Source organism: Bradyrhizobium sp. (assembly GCF_036009065.1).
Classification (GTDB): Bacteria; Pseudomonadota; Alphaproteobacteria; order Rhizobiales; family Xanthobacteraceae; genus Bradyrhizobium.
In genome coordinates this window covers 1-19,679 of sequence record NZ_DASYMN010000445.1, presented here as the reverse complement: position 1 = coordinate 19,679, position 19,679 = coordinate 1, and the positions used below count along the sequence as shown (strand labels likewise).

Genomic DNA, 19,679 nt, shown 5'->3' with positions numbered 1-19,679 from the left:
CGCACCGACGTGGCGCTGATCAAGGTCGAGGGCGGCTCCAACTTCCCGTTCGCCAAATTGTCGGACAGCAAGCCGCGCATCGGCGACTGGGTGCTCGCGGTCGGCAATCCGTTCGGCCTCGGCGGCACGGTCACCGCCGGCATCGTCTCGGCCAGCGGCCGCGACATCGGCAACGGTCCGTATGACGATTTCATCCAGATCGACGCGCCGGTGAACAAGGGCAACTCCGGCGGCCCGGCGTTCGATACGTCAGGTGAGGTGATGGGCGTCAACACCGCGATCTACTCGCCGTCCGGCGGCAGCGTCGGCATCGCGTTCGCTATTCCGGCTTCCACCGTGAAGACGGTGATCGCCCAGCTCAAGGACAAGGGCTCGGTCAGCCGCGGCTGGATCGGCGTGCAGATTCAACCGGTGACCGCGGACATCGCCGACAGCCTTGGCCTGAAGAAGGCCGAAGGCGCGCTGGTTGCCGAACCGCAGGCCAACGGCCCGGCGGCCAAGGCCGGCATCGAATCCGGCGACGTCATCACCGCGGTGAACGGCGAGACGGTCAAGGATGCCCGCGAACTCGCGCGCACCATCGGCGCTCTTGCGCCCGGCGCCGCGGTAAAACTCAACGTGCTGCATAAAGGCAAGGACACCGTGGTCAACCTGACGCTCGGCCAGTTGCCGAACTCGCTGGAGGCGAAAGCCGACACCGACAAGAGCGATCGCGATACCAAGAAGCGTGGCAGCGACGTGCCGAAGCTTGGTCTCACGCTCGCACCTGCCGACAGCGTGGCCGGCGCCGGCAAGGATGGCGTCGTGGTCACCGAAGTCGATCCGAAGAGCGCCGCGGCGGAGCGCGGCTTCAAGGAAGGCGACGTGATTCTCGAGGTCGGCGGCAAGAGTGTCACCAGCGCGGGCGACGTGCGCGAGGCGCTCGACGCGGCGCGTACCGACAACAAGAACAGCGTTCTGATGCGGGTCAAGAGCGGCGGCTCATCGCGCTTCGTCGCGGTGCCGCTGGCCAAGGGCTAGGCGTCAGAACGCTATGGATTGCAGCGCATTTCCGGAAATGCGCTGGTAGCGATGGAGAGTGTTGCCGGCATTAGTCGCCCCCGCCGACGGCACTTTCCGGGAGACGGGCCAAAAGCCCGTCTCCTAGAGTTACCTTCCGGTGGAATATGCCCCCCTCCGTCGGAAGGGAAGGGCGGTGGAGTCCCCCAGCTTCACCGCCCGCTCTTTTCTCGCAAGTGTCGGAATCGTGGCTCGCCTTGCATGCTGACGGTGACCGTACCATGTTGACAGAGAGCCAACCCGCCGTGAGCCAAGCCGACAGCCAGATGCGCCTCTTGATCATCGAAGACGACCGCGAGTCGGCCGACTATCTCGTCAAGGCGTTTCGCGAGGTCGGCCATGTCGCCGATCTCGCCAGCGATGGCGAAGAGGGATTGTCGCTCGCGGACGGCGGCGATTACGACGTCCTGGTGATCGACCGCATGCTGCCGAAACGCGACGGACTGTCGGTGATCGGCACCTTGCGCGAGAAGGGCAACCGCACCCCGGCGCTGATCCTCTCCGCGCTCGGCCAGGTCGACGACCGCATCAAGGGCCTGCGCGCCGGTGGCGACGATTACCTGCCAAAACCCTATGCATTCGCCGAATTGCTGGCGCGGGTCGAGGTGCTGTCGCGCCGCAATGTCGGTCCGGCCGAGGAAACCAGCTACCGCGTCGGCGATCTCGAACTCGACCGGCTGTCGCATCGCGTCGCCCGCGGCCAGGACGAGCTGACGCTGCAGCCGCGCGAGTTCCGGCTGCTGGAATATCTGATGAAGCACGCCGGCCAGGTGGTGACGCGCACCATGCTCCTGGAAAACGTCTGGGACTATCACTTCGATCCGCAAACCAACGTCATCGACGTCCACATCTCCCGCCTGCGCTCGAAGATCGACAAGGGTTTCGAGCGCCAGCTGCTGCACACGATCCGCGGCGCCGGGTATATGATCAGGGACGGGGTGAGGTAGGGACGTTTGCCGTAGATGGATGCGGCTGGTGTCGCTGTCGCTTTAGCCGCCGCTTTTTCAAATCCTACTTCGCTGCCTCACCCGTCTTGCCCTTCGGTTTCGGCGGCGCCGCCTTGGCCGCGTCCCCCTTCGGCTCGCCCACATTGCGCGCGTTCCCCCACGGGTCGACCGGACCTTTTTCGGGGACGCTGTCGAGCGATCTCTTGTAGGCTCGCGCGGCTTCCTTTTCCCGCTCCATCTCGCCCCAGGTCTTATCCTTGTCCTTTTCACCGTAACGGGGCACGGCCGGTTGTTGGGCGGAAGCCGGCGTGGCGGGTAACGCCACCGCCGCGGCCAGTAGCGTCGACAGCGCCGCGGCGATGAAAGCTGTTACGCGCATCCTTCCTCCCGGCCTGTGTTGCGGTCGCTGCATGATCCGATCATAAACGGAAATGCCCGCCACGTGAATGATTTGTCACTTCTGGACCCCCGTGAAAATGGGTAATGATCAGCGCCATGAACGGCTTCCAGCATTTTCATTGCCCGAGATCCGACCCATGACGGCCTTCGGCAAGCTGATCCGCACCACGGCGTTTCGCCTGACGCTGGTGTATCTGTTTTTGTTCGCGATTTTCGCGGCCTCGCTGCTGGGCTATTTCGCCTGGAATACGCGGCGGCTGATCAACGAACAGATCACGACTAGCGTGAACGCCGAGGTCGGCGAAATCAACAATATCTATGCGCGGCGCGGCTTGAACGGGCTCACCCGCACCATCGGCAACCGGGCGCTGCGGCCCGGCGCCAATCTCTACCTCGTGACGGCGCCGAACGGGCAAACGATCGGCGGCAATATCGAGTCGCTGGCGCCGGGGGTGATGGCGACCACCGGCTGGTCGGAAACCTTCTACCGGCGGCTGGAGGACCAGGACACGGCGGACCACCGCGCGCTGGTCAATGTCAGCGAACTGAGCAACGGCTTCCGGCTGCTGATCGGGCGCGACCTCGAGGAACGGCGGCGGCTGTTCGGCATCGTCGCCAAGGCCGCGCAGTGGTCGGTGCTGGTCGTGATCGTGCTCGGGCTCGGCGGCGGCATTTTTGTCGCGCGACGCGTGTTGCGGCGCATTGACGCCATGACCGGCACCACCCAACGCATCATGGCCGGCGATCTTTCGGGACGGCTCCCCGTAGGGCGCAGTGGCGACGAACTGGATCGGCTGGCGGAAAACCTCAACGCCATGCTGGAGCGCATCGAGGCGCTGATGGTGGGGCTGAAGGAAGTGTCCGACAACATCGCGCACGATCTGAAGACGCCGCTGACGCGGCTACGCAACCGCGCCGAGGAGGCGCTGGCAAAGGCGAGCAATGAAGCCGAATATCGCGCGGCGCTGGAGCGCACCATCGAGGAATCCGACGGCCTGATCCGAACCTTCAACGCGCTGCTGATGATCGCGCGCGCCGAGTCCGGGCAGGCGCGCGGCAACATGGACGATTTCGACGCCGCCGACGTGGCGCAGGGCATTCACGAACTCTACGAGCCGCTGGCCGAGGACAACGGCCTGACGCTGCATGTCAAGACCGAGCCGGCGCGGCTGCATGGCAATCGCGAACTGGTCAGCCAGGCGCTGGCAAACCTGGTCGAGAACGCGATCAAATACGGCCAGCCTACGCCGGCGCTGCAGCCTTTAAGTGCTGAAGCCACCGGCACTGAGGCCGCCGCGAATAAGGCTAAGGATATCCTGATCGAAGCCCGCCGCGATGGCGATCAGGTACTGCTCAGCGTCACCGATCGCGGCCCCGGCATTCCGGAAGCCGATCGCGCCCACGCGGTCGAGCGCTTTGTGCGGCTGGAGGCGAGCCGTACCCAGCCGGGCTCCGGGCTCGGCCTGAGTCTCGCCTCGGCGGTGGCGACGCTGCATGGCGGCGCGCTCAAGCTCAGCGACGCGCACCCGGGATTGCGCGCCACGCTGGCGATTCCGGCGCTCAGCGGCAGCAGCGACAGGGTTGCGGTTCAAACACCGGATGTGCCACAGAAGGTGGCATGACCTCATCCGCGAAGGGCGACGCGGACCGACCTTGTCTGGCCGCGCGTTTTGTCGAAGGCCCGCGTCTGTTCGCGCCCGCTGAAGCACAACGACGTCTTGCAGGCTGGCTTGGCGATCTCGCGCTCGAGCAAGCGGGCGCGATCCGCGGTTTCGCCGACCAATTTCCGCAAGCGCGAACGATCCTCGAAGGCATCGCCGAAGCCTCGCCGTATCTGTTCGACCTGATGCGCGCCGATGCCGCGCGGCTGATCCGGCTGCTCGACAGCGATCCGGACTTGCATCTCAGCGAGCTGATCGAGCGAACCGCTTTCGCCGTGGCCGCAGCAGCCGACGAAGCCGAGGCGATGCAACTGCTCCGCCGCATGAAGTCGGAAGCAGCCCTCCTGATCGCGCTGTGCGACATCGGCGGGGTCTGGCCGGTGATGCGCGTCACCGCTGCGCTGACCGATCTCGCGGTGGCCTCGGTACAGTCGGCGCTGCGCTATCTGCTGCGGCAGGAAGCCGCGCGCAGCCGGCTGTCACCGCCGAATACTGATCGTCCCGAAGACGGCAGTGGCCTGGTCGTGCTCGCCATGGGCAAGATGGGCGCGGGGGAGCTAAATTATTCCAGCGACATCGACCTGATCGTGTTCTTCGATTCCGGCGCGCCGACGCTGGCACCCGATATCGAGCCGCAGCCGTTCTTCGTGCGGGTCACGCAAGGGCTGTCGCGGCTGCTGCAGCAGCGCAGCGGCGACGGCTATGTGTTCCGCGTCGACTTGCGGCTGCGGCCGGATCCGGCCTCGACCCAGGTGGCGATTTCGATCGAGGCTGCGCTGCATTATTACGAGCGGGAAGGGCGCACCTGGGAGCGCGCCGCCATGATCAAGGCGCGGCCGTGCGCCGGCGACCCCAGAGCCGGCGAAGCGTTGCTCGCCGACATCGCGCCGTTCGTGTGGCGCAAGCACCTGGATTTCGCGGCGCTCGCCGACGTCCACGACATGAAGCGGCGGATGCAGACCTTTCGCGGGCAAAGCGAGATTGCCGTCGAAGGCCACAACGTCAAGGTGGGGCGCGGCGGCATTCGCGAGATCGAGTTTTTCGCGCAGACCCAGCAATTGATTGCGGGCGGGCGGCATCCGGAATTGCGGGCGCGGCCGACGCTGGAGGCGCTCAAGGTGCTGGCGTCGAGCAACTGGATCACCTTTGCCGCGCGCGACGAACTCACCGCGGCTTACCAGTTCCTGCGCCGGGTCGAGCACCGGCTGCAGATGGTCGCCGACGAGCAGACCCACACCTTGCCGGAACAGACCGGGGCGGTCGAGCGTTTCGCGCGCTTCTTCGGCTATGAGGGCCGCGATGCCTTCGCCAAAGATCTGCTCGGCCATCTCAACATCGTGCAGGGTCACTACGGAAAACTGTTCGAGGGCGATCCGGCCGGCACCGCCAAACTCCCCGCGTTCGACTACGGCGCGGGACCGGCCGACAAGCGGCTACTCGAATTTCTCGCCACGCTCGGCTTCAAGAATCCGGTGATGGTGGCCGAGACCGTGCGGCAATGGATGTCGGGCGACCTTCGCGCGTTGCGCGTGGAGGCGACGCGGAACGCATTCATCGAGTTCATTCCCGCGCTGATCGACGGCCTTGCGCATGCCGAACAGCCTGATAACGCGGTGGTCGCGTTCGATCGCTTCCTGCAGGCGCTGCAGCGCGGCGGCCGGCTGATCTCGCTGCTCAGCCAGAACCGCGAACTGGTCGCGCTGGTGGCGCTGATCCTTGGCGCCGCGCCGCGGCTCGGCGACATGCTGGCGCGGCAGCCGCAATTGATGGACGGGCTGATCGATCCGCGCTTCTTCGGGGCGATGCCGGACCAGCGCGAACTGTCCGCGCGGCTGACCGCGACGCTGGCGGACGCCAATTCCTACGAGGAATTCCTCGATCGCTTGAGGTTGTTCGGCCAGGAAAGCCTGTTCCTGATCGGCGCGCGGATTCTGTCGGGCACCGTCTCCGCGCAGCATGCCAGCGTCGCCTTCGCCGACGCCGCCGAAGGCATCGTCCACACCGTGCACGGCCTGGTCACCGGCCAGTTCGCCGCCCAGCACGGCAGGATCAAGGGGCAGCAGACCGCGATCCTGGCGATGGGCAAGCTCGGCAGCCGCGAGATGACCGCATCGTCCGACCTCGACCTGATCCTGATCTATGATTTCGATCACGAAGAGCCGGATTCCGACGGCGCACGCCCGCTGCAGGGCGCACAGTATTTCGCGCGGCTGACGCAGCGGCTGATCAGCGCTTTCACGACGCGGACCAATTACGGCGTGCTCTACGAGGTCGACATGCGGTTGCGTCCCTCGGGCCGCGCCGGCCCGCTGGCCTCCCGCCTCGATTCTTTTGCCGAGTACCAGAACAAGGAAGCCTGGACCTGGGAGCACATGGCGCTGACGCGGGCGCGGGTGATCTCGGCGTCGGACCAATTCCGCAGCAAGATCGAAGGCGTCATCCGCGAGGTTCTGACCCGGCCGCGCGAGCGTGCGTTGATCGCCAGCGACGTCGCGGAGATGCGCCGCGCCATCGCGCTGGAGAAGGGCGAAGCCGAAATCTGGGATCTGAAATACGCTGCCGGCGGCATGATCGATATCGAGTTCATCGCCCAGTACCTGCAGTTGGTGCACGCCGCGGCCCAGCCGGAACTTCTCAGCGTCGGCACCATGCAGGTGCTGGACAACGCGGCGCGGCTCGGCGTGCTGCCGCCATCGGCGGCCGAGGTGCTACGCCCGGCCGCACGACTCTATCACGACCTCACGCAAATCCTGCGGCTCTGCGTCAGCGGCAAATTCAAGCCGGAAACGGCGGGCGAAGATTTGCTGCGCGTGCTGGCGCGCGCCGGCGACGCGCCGGACTTTTCCTCGCTCGAGGCAAGAGTGCGGGAGACGCAAAGCGAGGTGAGGCGGGTGTTTTGCGAGGTGGTGGAAGGATGATCGCCGTTACGGGCTTGCGCATCCAGATCGGCTGTTGCTCAACTGAACTCGGGTAAACCCGAGTTCGGTGGCGCATCCATAGATGCTTGGTTGCGCATCATGGCCCGGCCACGTTTCCGGCACTACGCGCACGTTCCGACATCATCCTCATCGCGGATATCTAATACTTCTGATTGTATCTTGCGTCATACTCGCATTAAGAGTAAACCTCAGACAATGGTACCTAAGCGGGAAAGCGAGCTGATGCTCATCTTCACCGAGGATCATTCCGCGATAGACTCGCGCGGACGGTACCGCGTGATACAGAAAGTGTCGCCGCGCGTCGTGATTGTCGAGCCGCTTGGCGATGCCACGAAGGAGGAGATGGGGACGATAGAGGGCGTCGATGTCGTGCTCGAACCGGGCGAAAGGCTAGTCAGGGATGTTAGTGGAGCATTCAGCGACGCCGAGATGCTCTTCATCGAAGCGTATGCTCAACGGTCCCGAGACAAAAGGCGATTGGGTGATGGGCTGGACTGGGATGCGGATGGATTTCTTCCGCCAGATCCACCTGGAAATAATAACTAATTACTACAGGCGCGCGCCGCCGTTGAACGGCGAATGGAATACACCACCTCATCGAACAATCGCTCGGAGCGAGCGGTTGATTCTGATGAGCTCTTGGCCAATCAATTTACAGGAGACTCATTATGGCTGGCGATATTGGAATCGAAGAAAAAGTCATTGTTGTTTCCTCGCAGGCTGGCGCCGTTGCTGGCGCCGTTGCGGCGAGTGCGCGTCAGCAAGGGGCTCGCGTCTTTCATCGCTACGGGCCGCGAGTGCTGATCGGCGAAGTATCCGAAGATCGCACGCAACAAGTCCGTTCTGCCCTGGCCACCGCCGATGTAGCCGCGGCACCCAGCGAGCTGCCATCAGGCACGACCGAAGGTCTTGATCCGATCGGCGCTCTCGGCCTCGCCGCGTTCAGCCTCCGCCAATCACCCGAGTACATGGCGGCGAAAGAACGGCGGCCCCACCAAAACGCTCAGTGGGATACGGGCGGAACGCTGCTTCCTCCCGATCCACCGCCGCACCTTCGACAGCTCGTAGCCTCTCCGGAGACTGCTCGCAGCGTGGAATCGGCCGCGGTCGCTGGCACCACCAGCCAGCAGATGACCGGCAGCATCGCAGTCGGAATCATCATCGTCTCCGGTCCGACCCCTGATCTTCAATTCAGCGCACAAGAAATCCAAAAGGTCATCGCCGAGGTTCAGAACGGGCTCGGATGGCAGGCTTCCCAGAATCATCCGGCCAACATCACCTGGATCTACGACATCCACACGGTGCAGGTGAACGTGCAACCGGGAACGGGCGGGGATAAAGAAGCCCTTTGGCGCGATCCAGCAATGGTACAACTCGGCTATCAGGGCAATTGGCAGGGTGTGTACGACTACATCAACCATATCAAAACACAGCTCGGCACGCAGTGGACCTATGTCGGCTACTTCACGAAATATCCGCTCGACTGGTTCGCGTACGCGAACATCGGCGGACCGCGCCTCGTCATGCAGTACGCAAACGATGGCTGGGGACCAGACAATATTGATCGCGTCTTCGCGCACGAGACCGGACACATCTTCCAAGCGCCTGACGAGTACTCAGCCAGCAACTGCAACTGCGGCGGATCGTGGGGCATCTACGACAAGCCGAACGGCAACTGCCAACTTTGCGCGCCGGGCGGCGGCGTCGATTGCATCATGCGTTCGAACAGCTGGGCGTATTGCCACTGGACACCGTGGCACTACGGATTCCCACTGGTCGGGCCTACCGATGCCTTCGGTGCCATCACCGTGGATGGCGGCCGGCCATACGTTTTTGTGAAAGGTAGTGACAGCAATCTATGGGTGAACTGGTGGAGCGGATCGGCCTGGGACTGGTCATACCAGGGCACGCCCAGCGGCGTCAGCCTCGACAGTTCGATGGGCGCCACCACAGTGGATGGCGGCCGACCGTACGTTTTCATCAAGGGAAGCGACGGCCATCTATGGGTGAACTGGTGGAGCGGCACGGCATGGGGCTGGTCAAACCAGGGCACGCCCAGCGGCGTCAGCCTCGCCAGTTCCATGGGTGCCATCACCGTGGACGGCGGCCGGCCATATGTTTTTGTGAAAGGTAGCGACGGCAATTTGTGGGTGAACTGGTGGAGCGGCACGGCATGGGGCTGGTCAAACCAGGGCACGCCCAGCGGCGTAAGCCTCGACAGTTCGATGGGAGCCATCACAGTGGACGGTGGCCGACCGTACGTTTTTGTCAAAGGAAGCGACGGCAATCTTTGGGTGAACTGGTGGAACGGGTCGGCCTGGGGCTGGTCAAACCAGGGCACGCCCAGCGGCGTCAGCCTCGCCGGTTCTATGGGTGCCATAACGGTAGACGGCGGCCGGCCATATGTTTTTGTGAAAGGAAACGACGGAAATCTGTGGGTGAACTGGTGGAGCGGCAAGGCATGGGGCTGGTCAAACCAGGGCACGCCCAGCGGCGTCAGCCTCGCCAGTTCGATGGGAGCCATCACAGTGGATGGCGGTCGACCATACGTTTTTGTGAAAGGGAGCGATGGCAATCTGTGGGTGAACTGGTGGAGCGGGTCGGCTTGGAATTGGGCCAATCAGAACACGCCGTCGCCTTAGCGATTTCCGAAAGAACGCGAACGGCATCGCGTACACCAAGGCGAGGACATTTGCTGCCGCGTGGAAGGCGTTTTCGAGGCGCGAGGTCGCCGACCCGTTGGGTCGCAATGATGGTTTCGAGCTTAAGCGATTTCCTTCGCATCGCGCCGCCGGTAGACCATCAGCATCAGGGGGGCGAGACGGCGCAGCAGGCCATGCGCGACGATCGGCATCGGTGCCGTGAACGGCAGCGCAAGATCGTGTTCCGCAATACCGCGCACGGCTTTGGAGAGCTCATCCCCGAGCGCGATCGAGAGCGCGACGGCACGGCCGTTGCAGCCGGTCCAGCCATAGGCGTCGGGTCCGAGGCGATGGATGCGCGGCAGGAAATCCGTGGTCATTCCCACATAGCCGTTCCAGACATGGTCGAAGCTGACGTCTCCGATCTGCGGCCACAGCCGTTTCAATCGTTCCGCGACCCGGGCCTTGATCCTTTCCACCTTGTTGCCCGGGCCGATCACGGCGCCTCCGGTGACGAGACGGTCTCTAGCATCGTAGCGGGTGAAGTAGAGCTCACCGTGCGTATCGGACATCGCCTGCCGGCCGGGAATGATGGTTTTGCGCGCGCTTTCGGACAGCGGCTGCGTTGCCATCTGCCAGGACAGAACCGGCATGACTTCGTGGGCGATATCAGGCGCCAGCGATTTCGAGAACTCGCCGGTATAGGCGTTGGTTGCCACGATCAACGCCCGGCCGCTGATCTGTCCCTCCGCTGTCTTGACCACCCATCGATTGTGGTGCCGTTCAAAACTGATGGCGGGCGAGCGGGCGTAAATCCGGCCGCCGCGTTCGACCACAACGCGCGCCAGGCCGCGTGACAACGCGAGCGGATTGATATGACCGCCGGACTTGTTCCAGAAGCCGCCGAACCATGCATCCGATCCCAGCATCGTGCGGGTCTGTTCGCGCGACAGCAACTCGACCGGCGCGCCGAATTTCGACCACTGCCGCACCCTGCGTTCGGCTATTCTGATGCGCCCCTGCGAATGCACCGGCTGCACCCACCCCGACTGTTCCTGCTCGGCCTGAATTTGATAGCGTTGCGCGAGGTCGAACAAATTCGATGCGCTGTCGCGCAGCAACGCGACGAACCGTTCGCCGACCGCACCATGTTTGGCAACGATGTCTTCCGGGTCGGGCCGCGACAGCGTGGGGATGACCTGGCCGTTGTTGCGGCCCGATGCGCCCCAGCCCGGCGCCATCGCTTCGATGATGGCGACATCCACGCCAGCTTCCCGTAGATGCAGCGCAGTGGACAGGCCCGTAAAACCTGCGCCGACCACGACGACATCGGCTTCCGCAGCCCCAACGAGCTTCGATAGTTCGGGCCCGGCAGGTGTCACCGCAGCCCACAGTGAATCCGGCCAGCCAACGTTTACGGAATCCATCGTCAGAATTTCCTTGATTGCCGGCGGCTTGCGCGTCCTGGACCAACGCTTTAGCTTAAGTTACCAATCGATGGCGGGGAAACATAAAGAGTGGCACTGAAAAATGTCATTGGAATGGATCACGCCGTCGTCGTGGTCAAGGATCTCGACAAGGCCGCCGGGAACTGGAAGCGGCTTGGATTCACCGTTTCACCGCGCGGCACGCACAGCGCCAAGATGGGATCGGGCAATGCCACCATCATGCTCGATCCCGACTACATCGAATTGCTCGGGGTGCTTGCTGAAACGGAGCATAATGCGCCGACGCGGGCGTTTCTCGCAAGACGCGGCGAGGGCATCGAGCGCATCGCGTTTACGGCGGTGGACTCCACGGCCGGCGCCGAGGAAATTCGCGCGCGCGGGTATGAGCCTGTCGGACCAGTCGATTTCGAGCGGCCGGTGACGATGCCGGACGGCCGCCTGTCGGCAGCCCGGTTCAGAATCTTTCTATGGCCGATCGCCGAGGCCCCGGGAGGCCTGCGCATTTTCGCCTGTCAGCACAAGACGCGGGAAACCGTGTGGATTCCGGAACTCATGCAGCATGCCAATGGTGCGAAACACCTGGAGCAGGTACTCGTCGTTTCGCCCGAGCACGCAAAGGATGCCGCGCATCTCGCGCGCATGATCGATCGCGAGGTCAAGGCCGAACCGGATGGCGCCGTCGCGGTGCTGTCGGGTTCGGATCGCGCCGATTTCGTATTCCTGACAAAAGATCAGTTGGGCCGGCGCTATCCGGAGGTGCCGCTGGCGGGGCTGCCCGAGCGCGGAGGCGCCGCCCTCGTGATCGCAACATCCGATCTCGCCGCCGCGGAGAAGGCGCTCGGCAGCGCAGGCGTGCGCAGTGGAGACGCCGTTTGCGTCGTGCCTGCTGCAGCCAACGGCACGTTGCTGGCCTTCGTCAGGGCATAGCGCGCGGTGTGTCGCCGAGGTCCCAGAACAACCCGGCCATGATGGCAAGGGCTTCTTCCGTCACCGACAGAAGAATGTGCTCGTCGGGCGCATGCTGCGAGCAACCCGGATAGGAGTGCGGCACCCAGATCGTGGGCAAGCCCAGCGCTTCCGAAAATACATCGTTGGGTAGCGATCCGCCGAAATTCGGCAGCACGGCGGCCTGCTTGCCGGTAGTTTTCTTGATTGAACTCACGGCCCAGTCGATCCAGGGACTGTCGAGGTCGGTTCGCGACGCCGCAAAGCTCTGGGTGGCGCTCACACGCACCATTGAAAGTCCGCTGCGATCGAAATGCCGCTGAATGGCAGGCGCCACCTTGCCGATCTCTGTTCCGACCACAAAGCGGAGTTGCAGCACGGCTTGCGCGGCTCCGGGAATGGCATTTGCCGGACTCTTGATGTTGCCGGCCGACATCGCCAATACTTCGAGCGTATTCCACGCATACAGCCGCTCGGCTGCCGTCAGACCTTCCTCGCCCCAATCGGGCGAGATTTTCGGCTCATCGGGCAACGGTGTGATTTCGACACCGCCAAGCATGCTGCGGATTTGATTCGAAATCCGCGGCGGCTTCAGTTCATCGAGCAGCAGACGCCCCTTCTCATCGATCAGCGACGCGATCGCTCCGCCTAGAATCGTCGCGGGATTGGCGAGAAGTCCGCCCCAGTTGCCGGAATGGTGCGAACCCTCGCGCAGATCGACGTCGAGATGAATTCGCAACCCCCCGCGGCAGCCAAGAAATATCGTCGGGCGGTCGGCCGCGAGACGCGGCCCGTCGGACGCCAGAAACAGATCGGCGGTCAGTTCGTCGCGCAGGGCCTCGCAGACCTGCCTCAGATCCGGAGACCCGATCTCCTCGCCCATTTCGACGATGAATTTTGCATTGAAGCCGAGCCGGTCACCGCGGGCCTGATGCACGGCGCGTAGCGCCGACAAATTGATGCTGTGCTGCCCTTTATTGTCGGCGGTGCCGCGCCCGTAAACCCGATCGTCGACCCGCGTTGTGCGCCATGGATCGAGACCGCCCCGCCACGCGCCTTCCATGCCATCGACGACATCGCCGTGCCCGTACATCAGCACGGTGGGCGCGGACGGGCTTTCATGGTACTCGGCCAGCAGGAAAGGGCTGTTGCCGGTCGGCGATTCGATCTGCCTGGTCGAAAAACCAAGCTCTGAAAATGCCGGCTGCAATTCGTCCTCGAGATAGGCGCGCAGTGCATCGGCGCGATGCGGATTCTGGCTTTCGGTCTGGTAGGCGACCCTGCGGCCGAGCTCGATCAAAAACTCGCCGCCGTGAAAGTGCCGACCCACGCGGCTGATGGCTTCGGCCCGGCTCATGAATACCCAATCCGTCCAATCGCTTTAGGATAACCCGGCGCGCGGCGGCGAACCAGCCGCCGGACAATAAATCGCCGTTTTTCCTCCCTTTCTGGCGAGAAGCTGCTATATGTCCGACATCACCGCGCGCTTCTGGCCGTTATCGGTGACTGAGAGTGTTGCGCTCCCGCCTCAACCAGATCAGGCGGCAAATGTGCCCGATAACGCCAATTCCATCTTCATGGGTGGCTCCTGCCTCCGATGTTGCTGCCGATCTTTTTGGCGGCGCTGATCGCCGCCGCGCTCATAATTCAGTCGTAGTGCTACCAGAACTGCATCATCTTAAAAAACAAAGGGAATCCGCATGGCCAAAGGCGAGCAAAAGGGTAATCGAGAGGCCAGGAAGCCAAAAAAAGAGAAGATCAAAACAATAGCCGCGGCGCCCAGCCAAAAGACCGCAGGATGGCAGCCGAGCTTCGGTTCTGGCAAAAAGAAATAGTGGCACAGTGCTGCCGGTCAGTACTGGCAAGGTGTTGGCTTGAAGGGAATTTGCATGAGAATCACTGTCGCAGTGTTGGTGCTGTGCGCATTGGCGCAAAGCGCTCTCGCCAAGGAACCAGACTGCCGCAGCATCGAAAATGCGAGCGGGCGCCTTGCTTGCTATGATGCGGCGTCTCCTCCGAAAGCGGCAAAGCCCGCGGCCGTCCAAAGCGATGCCTCGCGGCCCGAATACAAAGACCCATTCATCGCGGAAGACGCCCGAACGACGGCTAAGTTAAAGAATATCTGTCGCGGTTGCTGAAAGCAGCCTTTCGCGGGCAACGAAAACACTGTCTAAGCAATTTCGACCACACCGTAATATCCGCCCCGTCGCCTTGCGATCCGCTGCTGAAGTAGCCATTTGACTGGTTAGCGTAATCGGATGCTGCAACGGCCCGAAACGCAACGCCTTAGCCACGCCAAAACTTATCACGGTATCGACCAACGGCATATCGCTTCGATATGCGCGTTTCGGGTCAGGACAGCCTATGGCCATCGAACATGCCGCGGTGCAGGTCGTGCGGAAGCCATGGGGGGTCGCCGATCTCCGTCCCTGGAGCAGCATTGACGGCTCTGGTGAGGCCATCGGCGAGCTGTGGTTTCAGCGTGCCGATAAAAATGCGCCGATCCCGGCACTGTTGCTCAAGTTGCTGTTCACCAGCGAACCACTGTCGATCCAGGTTCATCCGGACGATGCCTTTGCGCGCTCGATAGGCCTGCCGAACGGCAAAACCGAAGCATGGTACATCCTCTCGGCAACACCGGACGCGCGGATTGCCGTTGGATTGAAGCGGCATCTCACGCCGCAGCAATTGCGCGCGTCGATCAAAGACGGCTCGATTGCCGGTCTTGCTCAATGGCGCCCGGCCCGGAGAGGCGACGTCATTTTCATTCCTGCAGGGACGATCCACGCCATCGGCTCCGGCATCATGCTTGCCGAGATTCAGCAACACAGCGACGCCACCTTCCGCCTGTTCGACCATGGCCGGCAGCGCGAGTTGCACGAGGACAGCGCCGTCGCTGTTTCCGATGCCGGGCCGGCTCAAACCCAGGCCGTTGCACGACGCCTCAGCGATGAGCGCTGGACCCTTATCGCAAGCCCGCATTTTGTACTCGAACGGTTCAACCTTCCCGCGAATTCGACCTGGGCGCTCACGGCCGACAAGGAAACCTGGATGCTCGCGATCGAAGGGCTTGCAAAGATCGGAGCGACCAACACGACTGTCGGAGACGTCATTTTCGTCGAAGGCGATCGTGCCATCATCGAAGTTGGTCCCGATGGGATAAGCGGTCTGATCGCTTATCCCGGCCCGGACCCCATTATTTCCCTGCTGCAAGAGGCTGGAGAGCAAATGACCAAATCTGTTGTCCCGTCGGCGCAACGCCCGACGAAATCAAACGAGGTTGTCGAGGCTCAGACATGACGCCGCTCCGCCGTATCGCCGTTATCGGCAATTCGCTGCCCCGCCGCTGCGGCATCGCGACCTTTACCACCGACCTGCGGCAGGCGATATCGACGTCGCGGCACAACATCGATACCTGCATTGTGGCGATGACCGATCATGGACAGGCGTATGAGTATCCGGCGGCGGTCGCTTTGCAAATCAAGGACGGCAATATCGACGAGTACAAGCGTGCAGCAGATTTCCTGAACGCCGGCCGGTTCGACGCCGTGTGCCTGCAGCATGAATTCGGAATTTTCGGCGGCGAAGCCGGCGCGCACATCCTCGCGCTGCTGTCGCGCCTCACCATGCCGGTGGTGACGACGCTTCATACCGTGCTGGCCGAGCCGACGGCGGTGCAACGCGCGGTGCTGGAGCGCATCGTCGAGGCGTCCTCGAAGGTCGTCGTGATGGCAAAAAAGGGCCGCGAGTTGTTGCGCAGCGTCTATCAGGTGCCGGACGACAAGATCGAGGTCATCGCCCACGGCATTCCCGACGTGGCGTTTGTCGGACCCGATGCGGCAAAGGCAAAACTCGGATTTGGCGGACGGTCGGTCATTCTGACGTTCGGCCTGCTGTCTCCCAACAAGGGCATCGAAGTCATGATCGACGCCATGCCGTCGATCCTGAAACGCCGTGCGGACGCGGTTTATGTGGTGCTCGGCGCCACGCATCCAAATCTGGTCCGGGAGCAGGGCGAGGCCTATCGCGAGAGCCTGATGGCGCGGGTGCGCGCACTCGGCGTCGAGGACCATGTGGTGTTCCTCGACCAGTTCGTCGATCACGCCAGGCTGCTCGAATTCATTTCGATGTGCGACGTCTATGTCACGCCCTATCTCAACGAGGCGCAGATGACGTCGGGCACACTCGCCTACAGTTTCGGTTTGGGCAAGCCGGTGGTCTCGACGCCTTACTGGCACGCGCGAGAATTGCTGGCCGATGGGCGCGGCGTTCTGGTTCCTTTTGGAGACGCCGCTGCAATCGGCGGCGAAATCGCGGAATTGCTCACCGACGACGTTCGCCGGCAGGGGATGTGCCAGCGCGCCTATGCGGTCAGCCGAACCATGACATGGGCGCGCACCGCCGACCGTTACATGTCCGTCTTCGAGAATGCCCGGCAGGGTCATTGGCTCAAGGTCATTGCGCGTTCCGACAACGTCTCGCCTGAATTACACAGCCCTGCAGCGCCTGACATGCAAATCGGTCATTTCCTGTCGATGTGTGACGATACCGGCCTGTTCCAGCACGCGGTACATTCGGTGCCCGATCGTGCGCACGGCTACTGCGTCGACGATAACGCCCGCGCCTTGCTGCTGGCCTGCGCCCTCAATAATCCCGGCGAGCAGCGGCTGTCCGAAGTCCTGACGGCGCGCTTTGCCGCGTTCGTCCAGCACGCGTGGAATCCGGACACCAGGCGGTTCCGAAACTTCATGGGATTCAACCGCGCATGGCTTGAAGATACGGGCTCGGAGGACAGCCACGCGCGGACGCTGTGGGCGTTGGGTGAATGCGCGCGCAGAGACGCCAGCCCGTCGCGGCGCCGATGGGCTGCCTGCCTGTTCGCCGAGGCATTGCCGACCGCGGAAGCCTTTCGCTCGCCCCGCGCCTGGGCGTTCACGCTATTGGGTTTAAGCGCCTATTGCGCGGTAGCCCCGGATCATCTCCATGCCCAGGACGTCCGGCATTTTCTTGCAGACCGGCTGATGTCGGCTCTGGCGGCGGTTGAGACGCCGCACTGGGTGTGGTTCGAGGAAGGATTGTCCTACGACAATGCGCGTCTGTCGCAAGCGTTGATGCTGACGGGCATGGCGACGCAAAAGCCCGCTTATGTCGAGGCCGGACTAAGGTCGTTGCACTGGCTTATGAGACAGCAAACGGCGCCTGCAGGGCATTTCCGCCCGGTCGGCACGGCCGGTTTCGGGGACAAGCGGAAACACCCTCGCGCCTTCGATCAGCAGCCTGTCGAAGCCACGGCGGCGATCGCGGCCTGCCTCACGGCGTGGCGGGCCGATGGCGACGCCGAGTGGAAAGCCATCGCGACGCGGGTTTTCGGCTGGTTTCTCGGCAGCAACGATCTGTCCGTGGCGCTGGTCGATCCGCACACCGGCAGTTGCCGCGATGGATTGCACCCCGATCGTGCTAATGAGAATCGCGGGGGTGAGTCGGTCTTGTCTTATCTTCTCAGCCTTGCCGAGATTCGTCAGCTCGCGCGCGTCAATGCCGGCCTGACAAAACCCGCGGCGCTTCGCGCCGTCGGCGCCTGAGTTTCAACTCACTCCAGCCGGTCGAGGCACCTTGTTACAAGCCACCTTCCTGAACCGGCAGGCGCTCTATCTGCGTCCCGACCCCACGCGGGTGATCGTGCGCCCGTTCAAGCCTGCGACCGAACCGCGCGATCTCAACCCGACCGACAAGACACGCGCCAACCATATCGTCGACCGGGTTCTCGCGCTGGATCCCGAAGCTGCTGCCAGCCAGCTCGCCGATGTCCTGGCGAATTTCCTCGGCCGCCATCGCAACCTGCTGGAGACGTTTGAATCCCGCGCCGACGAGATGGAAGAAGCCCTGGCGGCCCACGGCAGCTTTTCCAGCATCCAGCGCCAACTGATCGGCGCTTACTTTCTCAACGAATATTCGTTCGAAGCCTCGGCCCTGTTCAACCCCAGCATCGTGCCCCACCCTGACCAGTCAACCGCGCCGAAGGGCGGGCTGCGCTTCATTCTCAGTCTCCGCGCCGTCGGCGAAGGCCATGTGTCGTCATTGACGTTTCGTGCCGGCACCATCGCAGCCGACGGCAGCCTGGCCGTCGATCCGACGGCTCGACTGGCCTCGAGCCCGCGAATTGAATACCGATTGCCGGGTCCGATGGGGGACGAGGTCGGAGTGATCTTCGAGCCGAACGACGACATCAGCGAGCGCATCATATTTCCGGTCACCGAATCTCAATCCAACGGGATCGAGGACGCGCGCTTTGTCGAATTCAGCGATGGCGGCCGGAAAACCTACTATGCGACTTATACCGCCTACAGCGGACGCGCGATCCGGTCCGAATTGATTGAAACCAGCGATTTCCTGTCGTTCCGAATGTCGCCGCTGCGGGGTAGCGCCGCGCGCAACAAGGGCATGGCGCTGTTCCCGCGCAGGATCGACGGCAAATATGCGATGATCGCGCGGCAGGACAACGAGAATCTGTATCTGATCTATTCGAGCGACCTTTACACGTGGGATGGCGGTCAGGCCATTCTGAAGCCGGAGTTTCCCTGGGAGTTCGTGCAGATCGGCAATTGCGGATCGCCGATCGAGCTCGACGAAGGCTGGCTGCTGCTTACCCACGGCGTCGGCCCGCTCCGGAAATACTCGATCGGCGCGGCACTGCTCGACAAGAACGATCCCTCCAAGGTGCTGGCGCGCTCGCGCGAGCCGCTGCTGCGGCCCGAACTATCCGAGCGCGCAGGCTACGTCCCCAACGTCGTCTATACCTGCGGCGCGATGCGGCACAACGATCAGATCATCTTGCCGTACGCGGTTTCCGACACGTTTTCCAATTTTGCGACCATCAAGATTTCGACGCTGATGCAATCGATGGAAAGCTGACAGTCATCTGTTGGAGAAGCGATGCCAGCCGTCGTCGACAGATCAAAGGAGCGTTTATGGCTCGCGAAACAACGTACTTCGTGCAGGCATTCAACGCCGGCAAGGGTGGAAACCTGAAGGCCGATGCGGCGATTGCCTGCAAATCGGCGAATGGCGCGCTTCGAACGGCGGAGAGACTGGCGCTGAGCAAACTTGGCGTCGTCGCCTTTTCATCCACCGGCGATCCCGAGATGGGTGACTATGACGACGAGCCGACCGTCATCTTCCGGAACGGGCAGTTTCCAGCGGCTTTCGACTAGGATCAAATCCGAAACGTGCGGGTCTTATCGGCTCCCTCCATGGACTCGATCGGGGAGGGCTGCGCTTTTTTCGCCGGCCTGCGTCGCGCGTTCACCTTCTCCGCTATGCTGCCCAAAATCCCCTTCGGCAGGAAGATGATGAACACCACCAGCAGCACGCCATAGACCAGATTGTCCCAGCCGACCGCCTTGGTCCCAAAACCGATGCGCAGGACTTCCGCCAGCATGATGGTGATGATAGCGCCGACGGTCGGGCCGAGCGACACATAGAGGCCGCCGACGATGACGGCAAACACCATCTGCAGCGACACCGAGATGCCGCTCACCGTGTCGGGGGAGATGAACATCTGGTACTGGCAGTAGAGCGCGCCGGCGAGCGCCGTCATCAGCGCCGATATCACCGTGATCTTGAGTTTTTCCGCCGTCAC

16 protein-coding genes are annotated in these 19,679 nt (G+C 62.9%); 12 read left to right on the top strand and 4 right to left on the bottom strand.

Going from position 1 to position 19,679, the window contains the following annotated elements; translation table 11 throughout:
* Both VGP39_RS26600 and VGP39_RS26595 read left to right on the top strand, forming a co-directional pair.
* Window positions 1–1,020 (top strand): PDZ domain-containing protein (locus tag VGP39_RS26600; RefSeq protein ID WP_327571075.1); only part of this gene is annotated, 1,020 nt, incomplete at its 5' end.
* A 305-nt stretch (window positions 1,021–1,325) separates the two neighbouring features.
* Window positions 1,326–2,006, top strand: coding sequence for a response regulator transcription factor (locus VGP39_RS26595; RefSeq protein ID WP_327571076.1), 681 nt, complete (start codon window positions 1,326–1,328; stop codon window positions 2,004–2,006).
* Between the two features lie 64 nt (window positions 2,007–2,070).
* On the opposite strand, the gene VGP39_RS26590 is transcribed toward VGP39_RS26595, so the two are convergent.
* Window positions 2,071–2,385 carry a hypothetical protein gene (locus VGP39_RS26590; protein ID WP_327571074.1) on the bottom strand — a complete coding sequence of 105 codons (315 nt, stop codon included), beginning with the start codon at window positions 2,383–2,385 and terminating at the stop codon, window positions 2,071–2,073.
* Between the two features lie 157 nt (window positions 2,386–2,542).
* Here VGP39_RS26590 and VGP39_RS26585 point away from each other — a divergent pair, with 157 nt between their 5' ends.
* The 4 genes from VGP39_RS26585 (at window position 2,543) to VGP39_RS26570 (ending at window position 9,647) form a co-directional block, all read left to right on the top strand.
* Window positions 2,543–4,027: a sensor histidine kinase gene (locus VGP39_RS26585; RefSeq protein WP_327571073.1), complete on the top strand. Its 1,485-nt coding sequence runs from the start codon at window positions 2,543–2,545 to the stop codon at window positions 4,025–4,027.
* A complete protein-coding gene (locus VGP39_RS26580) occupies window positions 4,024–6,984 on the top strand; it encodes a bifunctional [glutamine synthetase] adenylyltransferase/[glutamine synthetase]-adenylyl-L-tyrosine phosphorylase (protein WP_327571072.1) in 2,961 nt (986 codons plus the stop codon). The genes VGP39_RS26585 and VGP39_RS26580 overlap by 4 nt, the downstream gene beginning before the upstream one ends.
* A 243-nt stretch (window positions 6,985–7,227) precedes the next feature.
* Complete coding sequence (locus tag VGP39_RS26575) at window positions 7,228–7,551, top strand: hypothetical protein (protein ID WP_327571071.1); 324 nt, start codon at window positions 7,228–7,230, stop codon at window positions 7,549–7,551.
* Window positions 7,552–7,673: 122 nt separating this feature from the next.
* Window positions 7,674–9,647, top strand: a complete 1,974-nt coding sequence (locus VGP39_RS26570; RefSeq protein ID WP_327571070.1) for a hypothetical protein — start codon at window positions 7,674–7,676, stop codon at window positions 9,645–9,647.
* Between the two features lie 122 nt (window positions 9,648–9,769).
* On the opposite strand, the gene VGP39_RS26565 is transcribed toward VGP39_RS26570, so the two are convergent.
* Window positions 9,770–11,074 carry an FAD-dependent oxidoreductase gene (locus VGP39_RS26565; RefSeq protein WP_327571069.1) on the bottom strand — a complete coding sequence of 435 codons (1,305 nt, stop codon included), beginning with the start codon at window positions 11,072–11,074 and terminating at the stop codon, window positions 9,770–9,772.
* Between the two features lie 90 nt (window positions 11,075–11,164).
* Here VGP39_RS26565 and VGP39_RS26560 point away from each other — a divergent pair, with 90 nt between their 5' ends.
* Entirely contained in the window at window positions 11,165–12,022 is an 858-nt protein-coding gene (locus tag VGP39_RS26560; protein WP_327571068.1) for a VOC family protein, read from the top strand.
* On the opposite strand, the gene VGP39_RS26555 is transcribed toward VGP39_RS26560, so the two are convergent.
* Window positions 12,012–13,397 carry a M20 family metallopeptidase gene (locus VGP39_RS26555; protein ID WP_327571067.1) on the bottom strand — a complete coding sequence of 462 codons (1,386 nt, stop codon included), beginning with the start codon at window positions 13,395–13,397 and terminating at the stop codon, window positions 12,012–12,014. The genes VGP39_RS26560 and VGP39_RS26555 overlap by 11 nt on opposite strands.
* A 343-nt stretch (window positions 13,398–13,740) precedes the next feature.
* Here VGP39_RS26555 and VGP39_RS26550 point away from each other — a divergent pair, with 343 nt between their 5' ends.
* From VGP39_RS26550 to VGP39_RS26530, 5 genes are all read left to right on the top strand, one after another.
* Window positions 13,741–13,875 carry a hypothetical protein gene (locus VGP39_RS26550; RefSeq protein ID WP_327571066.1) on the top strand — a complete coding sequence of 45 codons (135 nt, stop codon included), beginning with the start codon at window positions 13,741–13,743 and terminating at the stop codon, window positions 13,873–13,875.
* A gap of 529 nt (window positions 13,876–14,404) precedes the next feature.
* Complete coding sequence (locus tag VGP39_RS26545; protein ID WP_327571065.1) at window positions 14,405–15,340, top strand: class I mannose-6-phosphate isomerase; 936 nt, start codon at window positions 14,405–14,407, stop codon at window positions 15,338–15,340.
* A complete protein-coding gene (locus tag VGP39_RS26540) occupies window positions 15,337–17,622 on the top strand; it encodes a glycosyltransferase family 4 protein (RefSeq protein ID WP_327571064.1) in 2,286 nt (761 codons plus the stop codon). Before VGP39_RS26545 ends, VGP39_RS26540 begins: the two co-directional genes overlap by 4 nt.
* 31 nt (window positions 17,623–17,653) lie before the next feature.
* Window positions 17,654–18,952: a glycoside hydrolase family 130 protein gene (locus VGP39_RS26535; RefSeq protein ID WP_327571063.1), complete on the top strand. Its 1,299-nt coding sequence runs from the start codon at window positions 17,654–17,656 to the stop codon at window positions 18,950–18,952.
* A gap of 56 nt (window positions 18,953–19,008) precedes the next feature.
* Window positions 19,009–19,251 carry a hypothetical protein gene (locus VGP39_RS26530; RefSeq protein ID WP_327571062.1) on the top strand — a complete coding sequence of 81 codons (243 nt, stop codon included), beginning with the start codon at window positions 19,009–19,011 and terminating at the stop codon, window positions 19,249–19,251.
* A 2-nt stretch (window positions 19,252–19,253) separates the two neighbouring features.
* On the opposite strand, the gene VGP39_RS26525 is transcribed toward VGP39_RS26530, so the two are convergent.
* On the bottom strand, window positions 19,254–19,679 hold a 426-nt coding region (locus tag VGP39_RS26525), incomplete at its 5' end, for a branched-chain amino acid ABC transporter permease (RefSeq protein WP_327571061.1).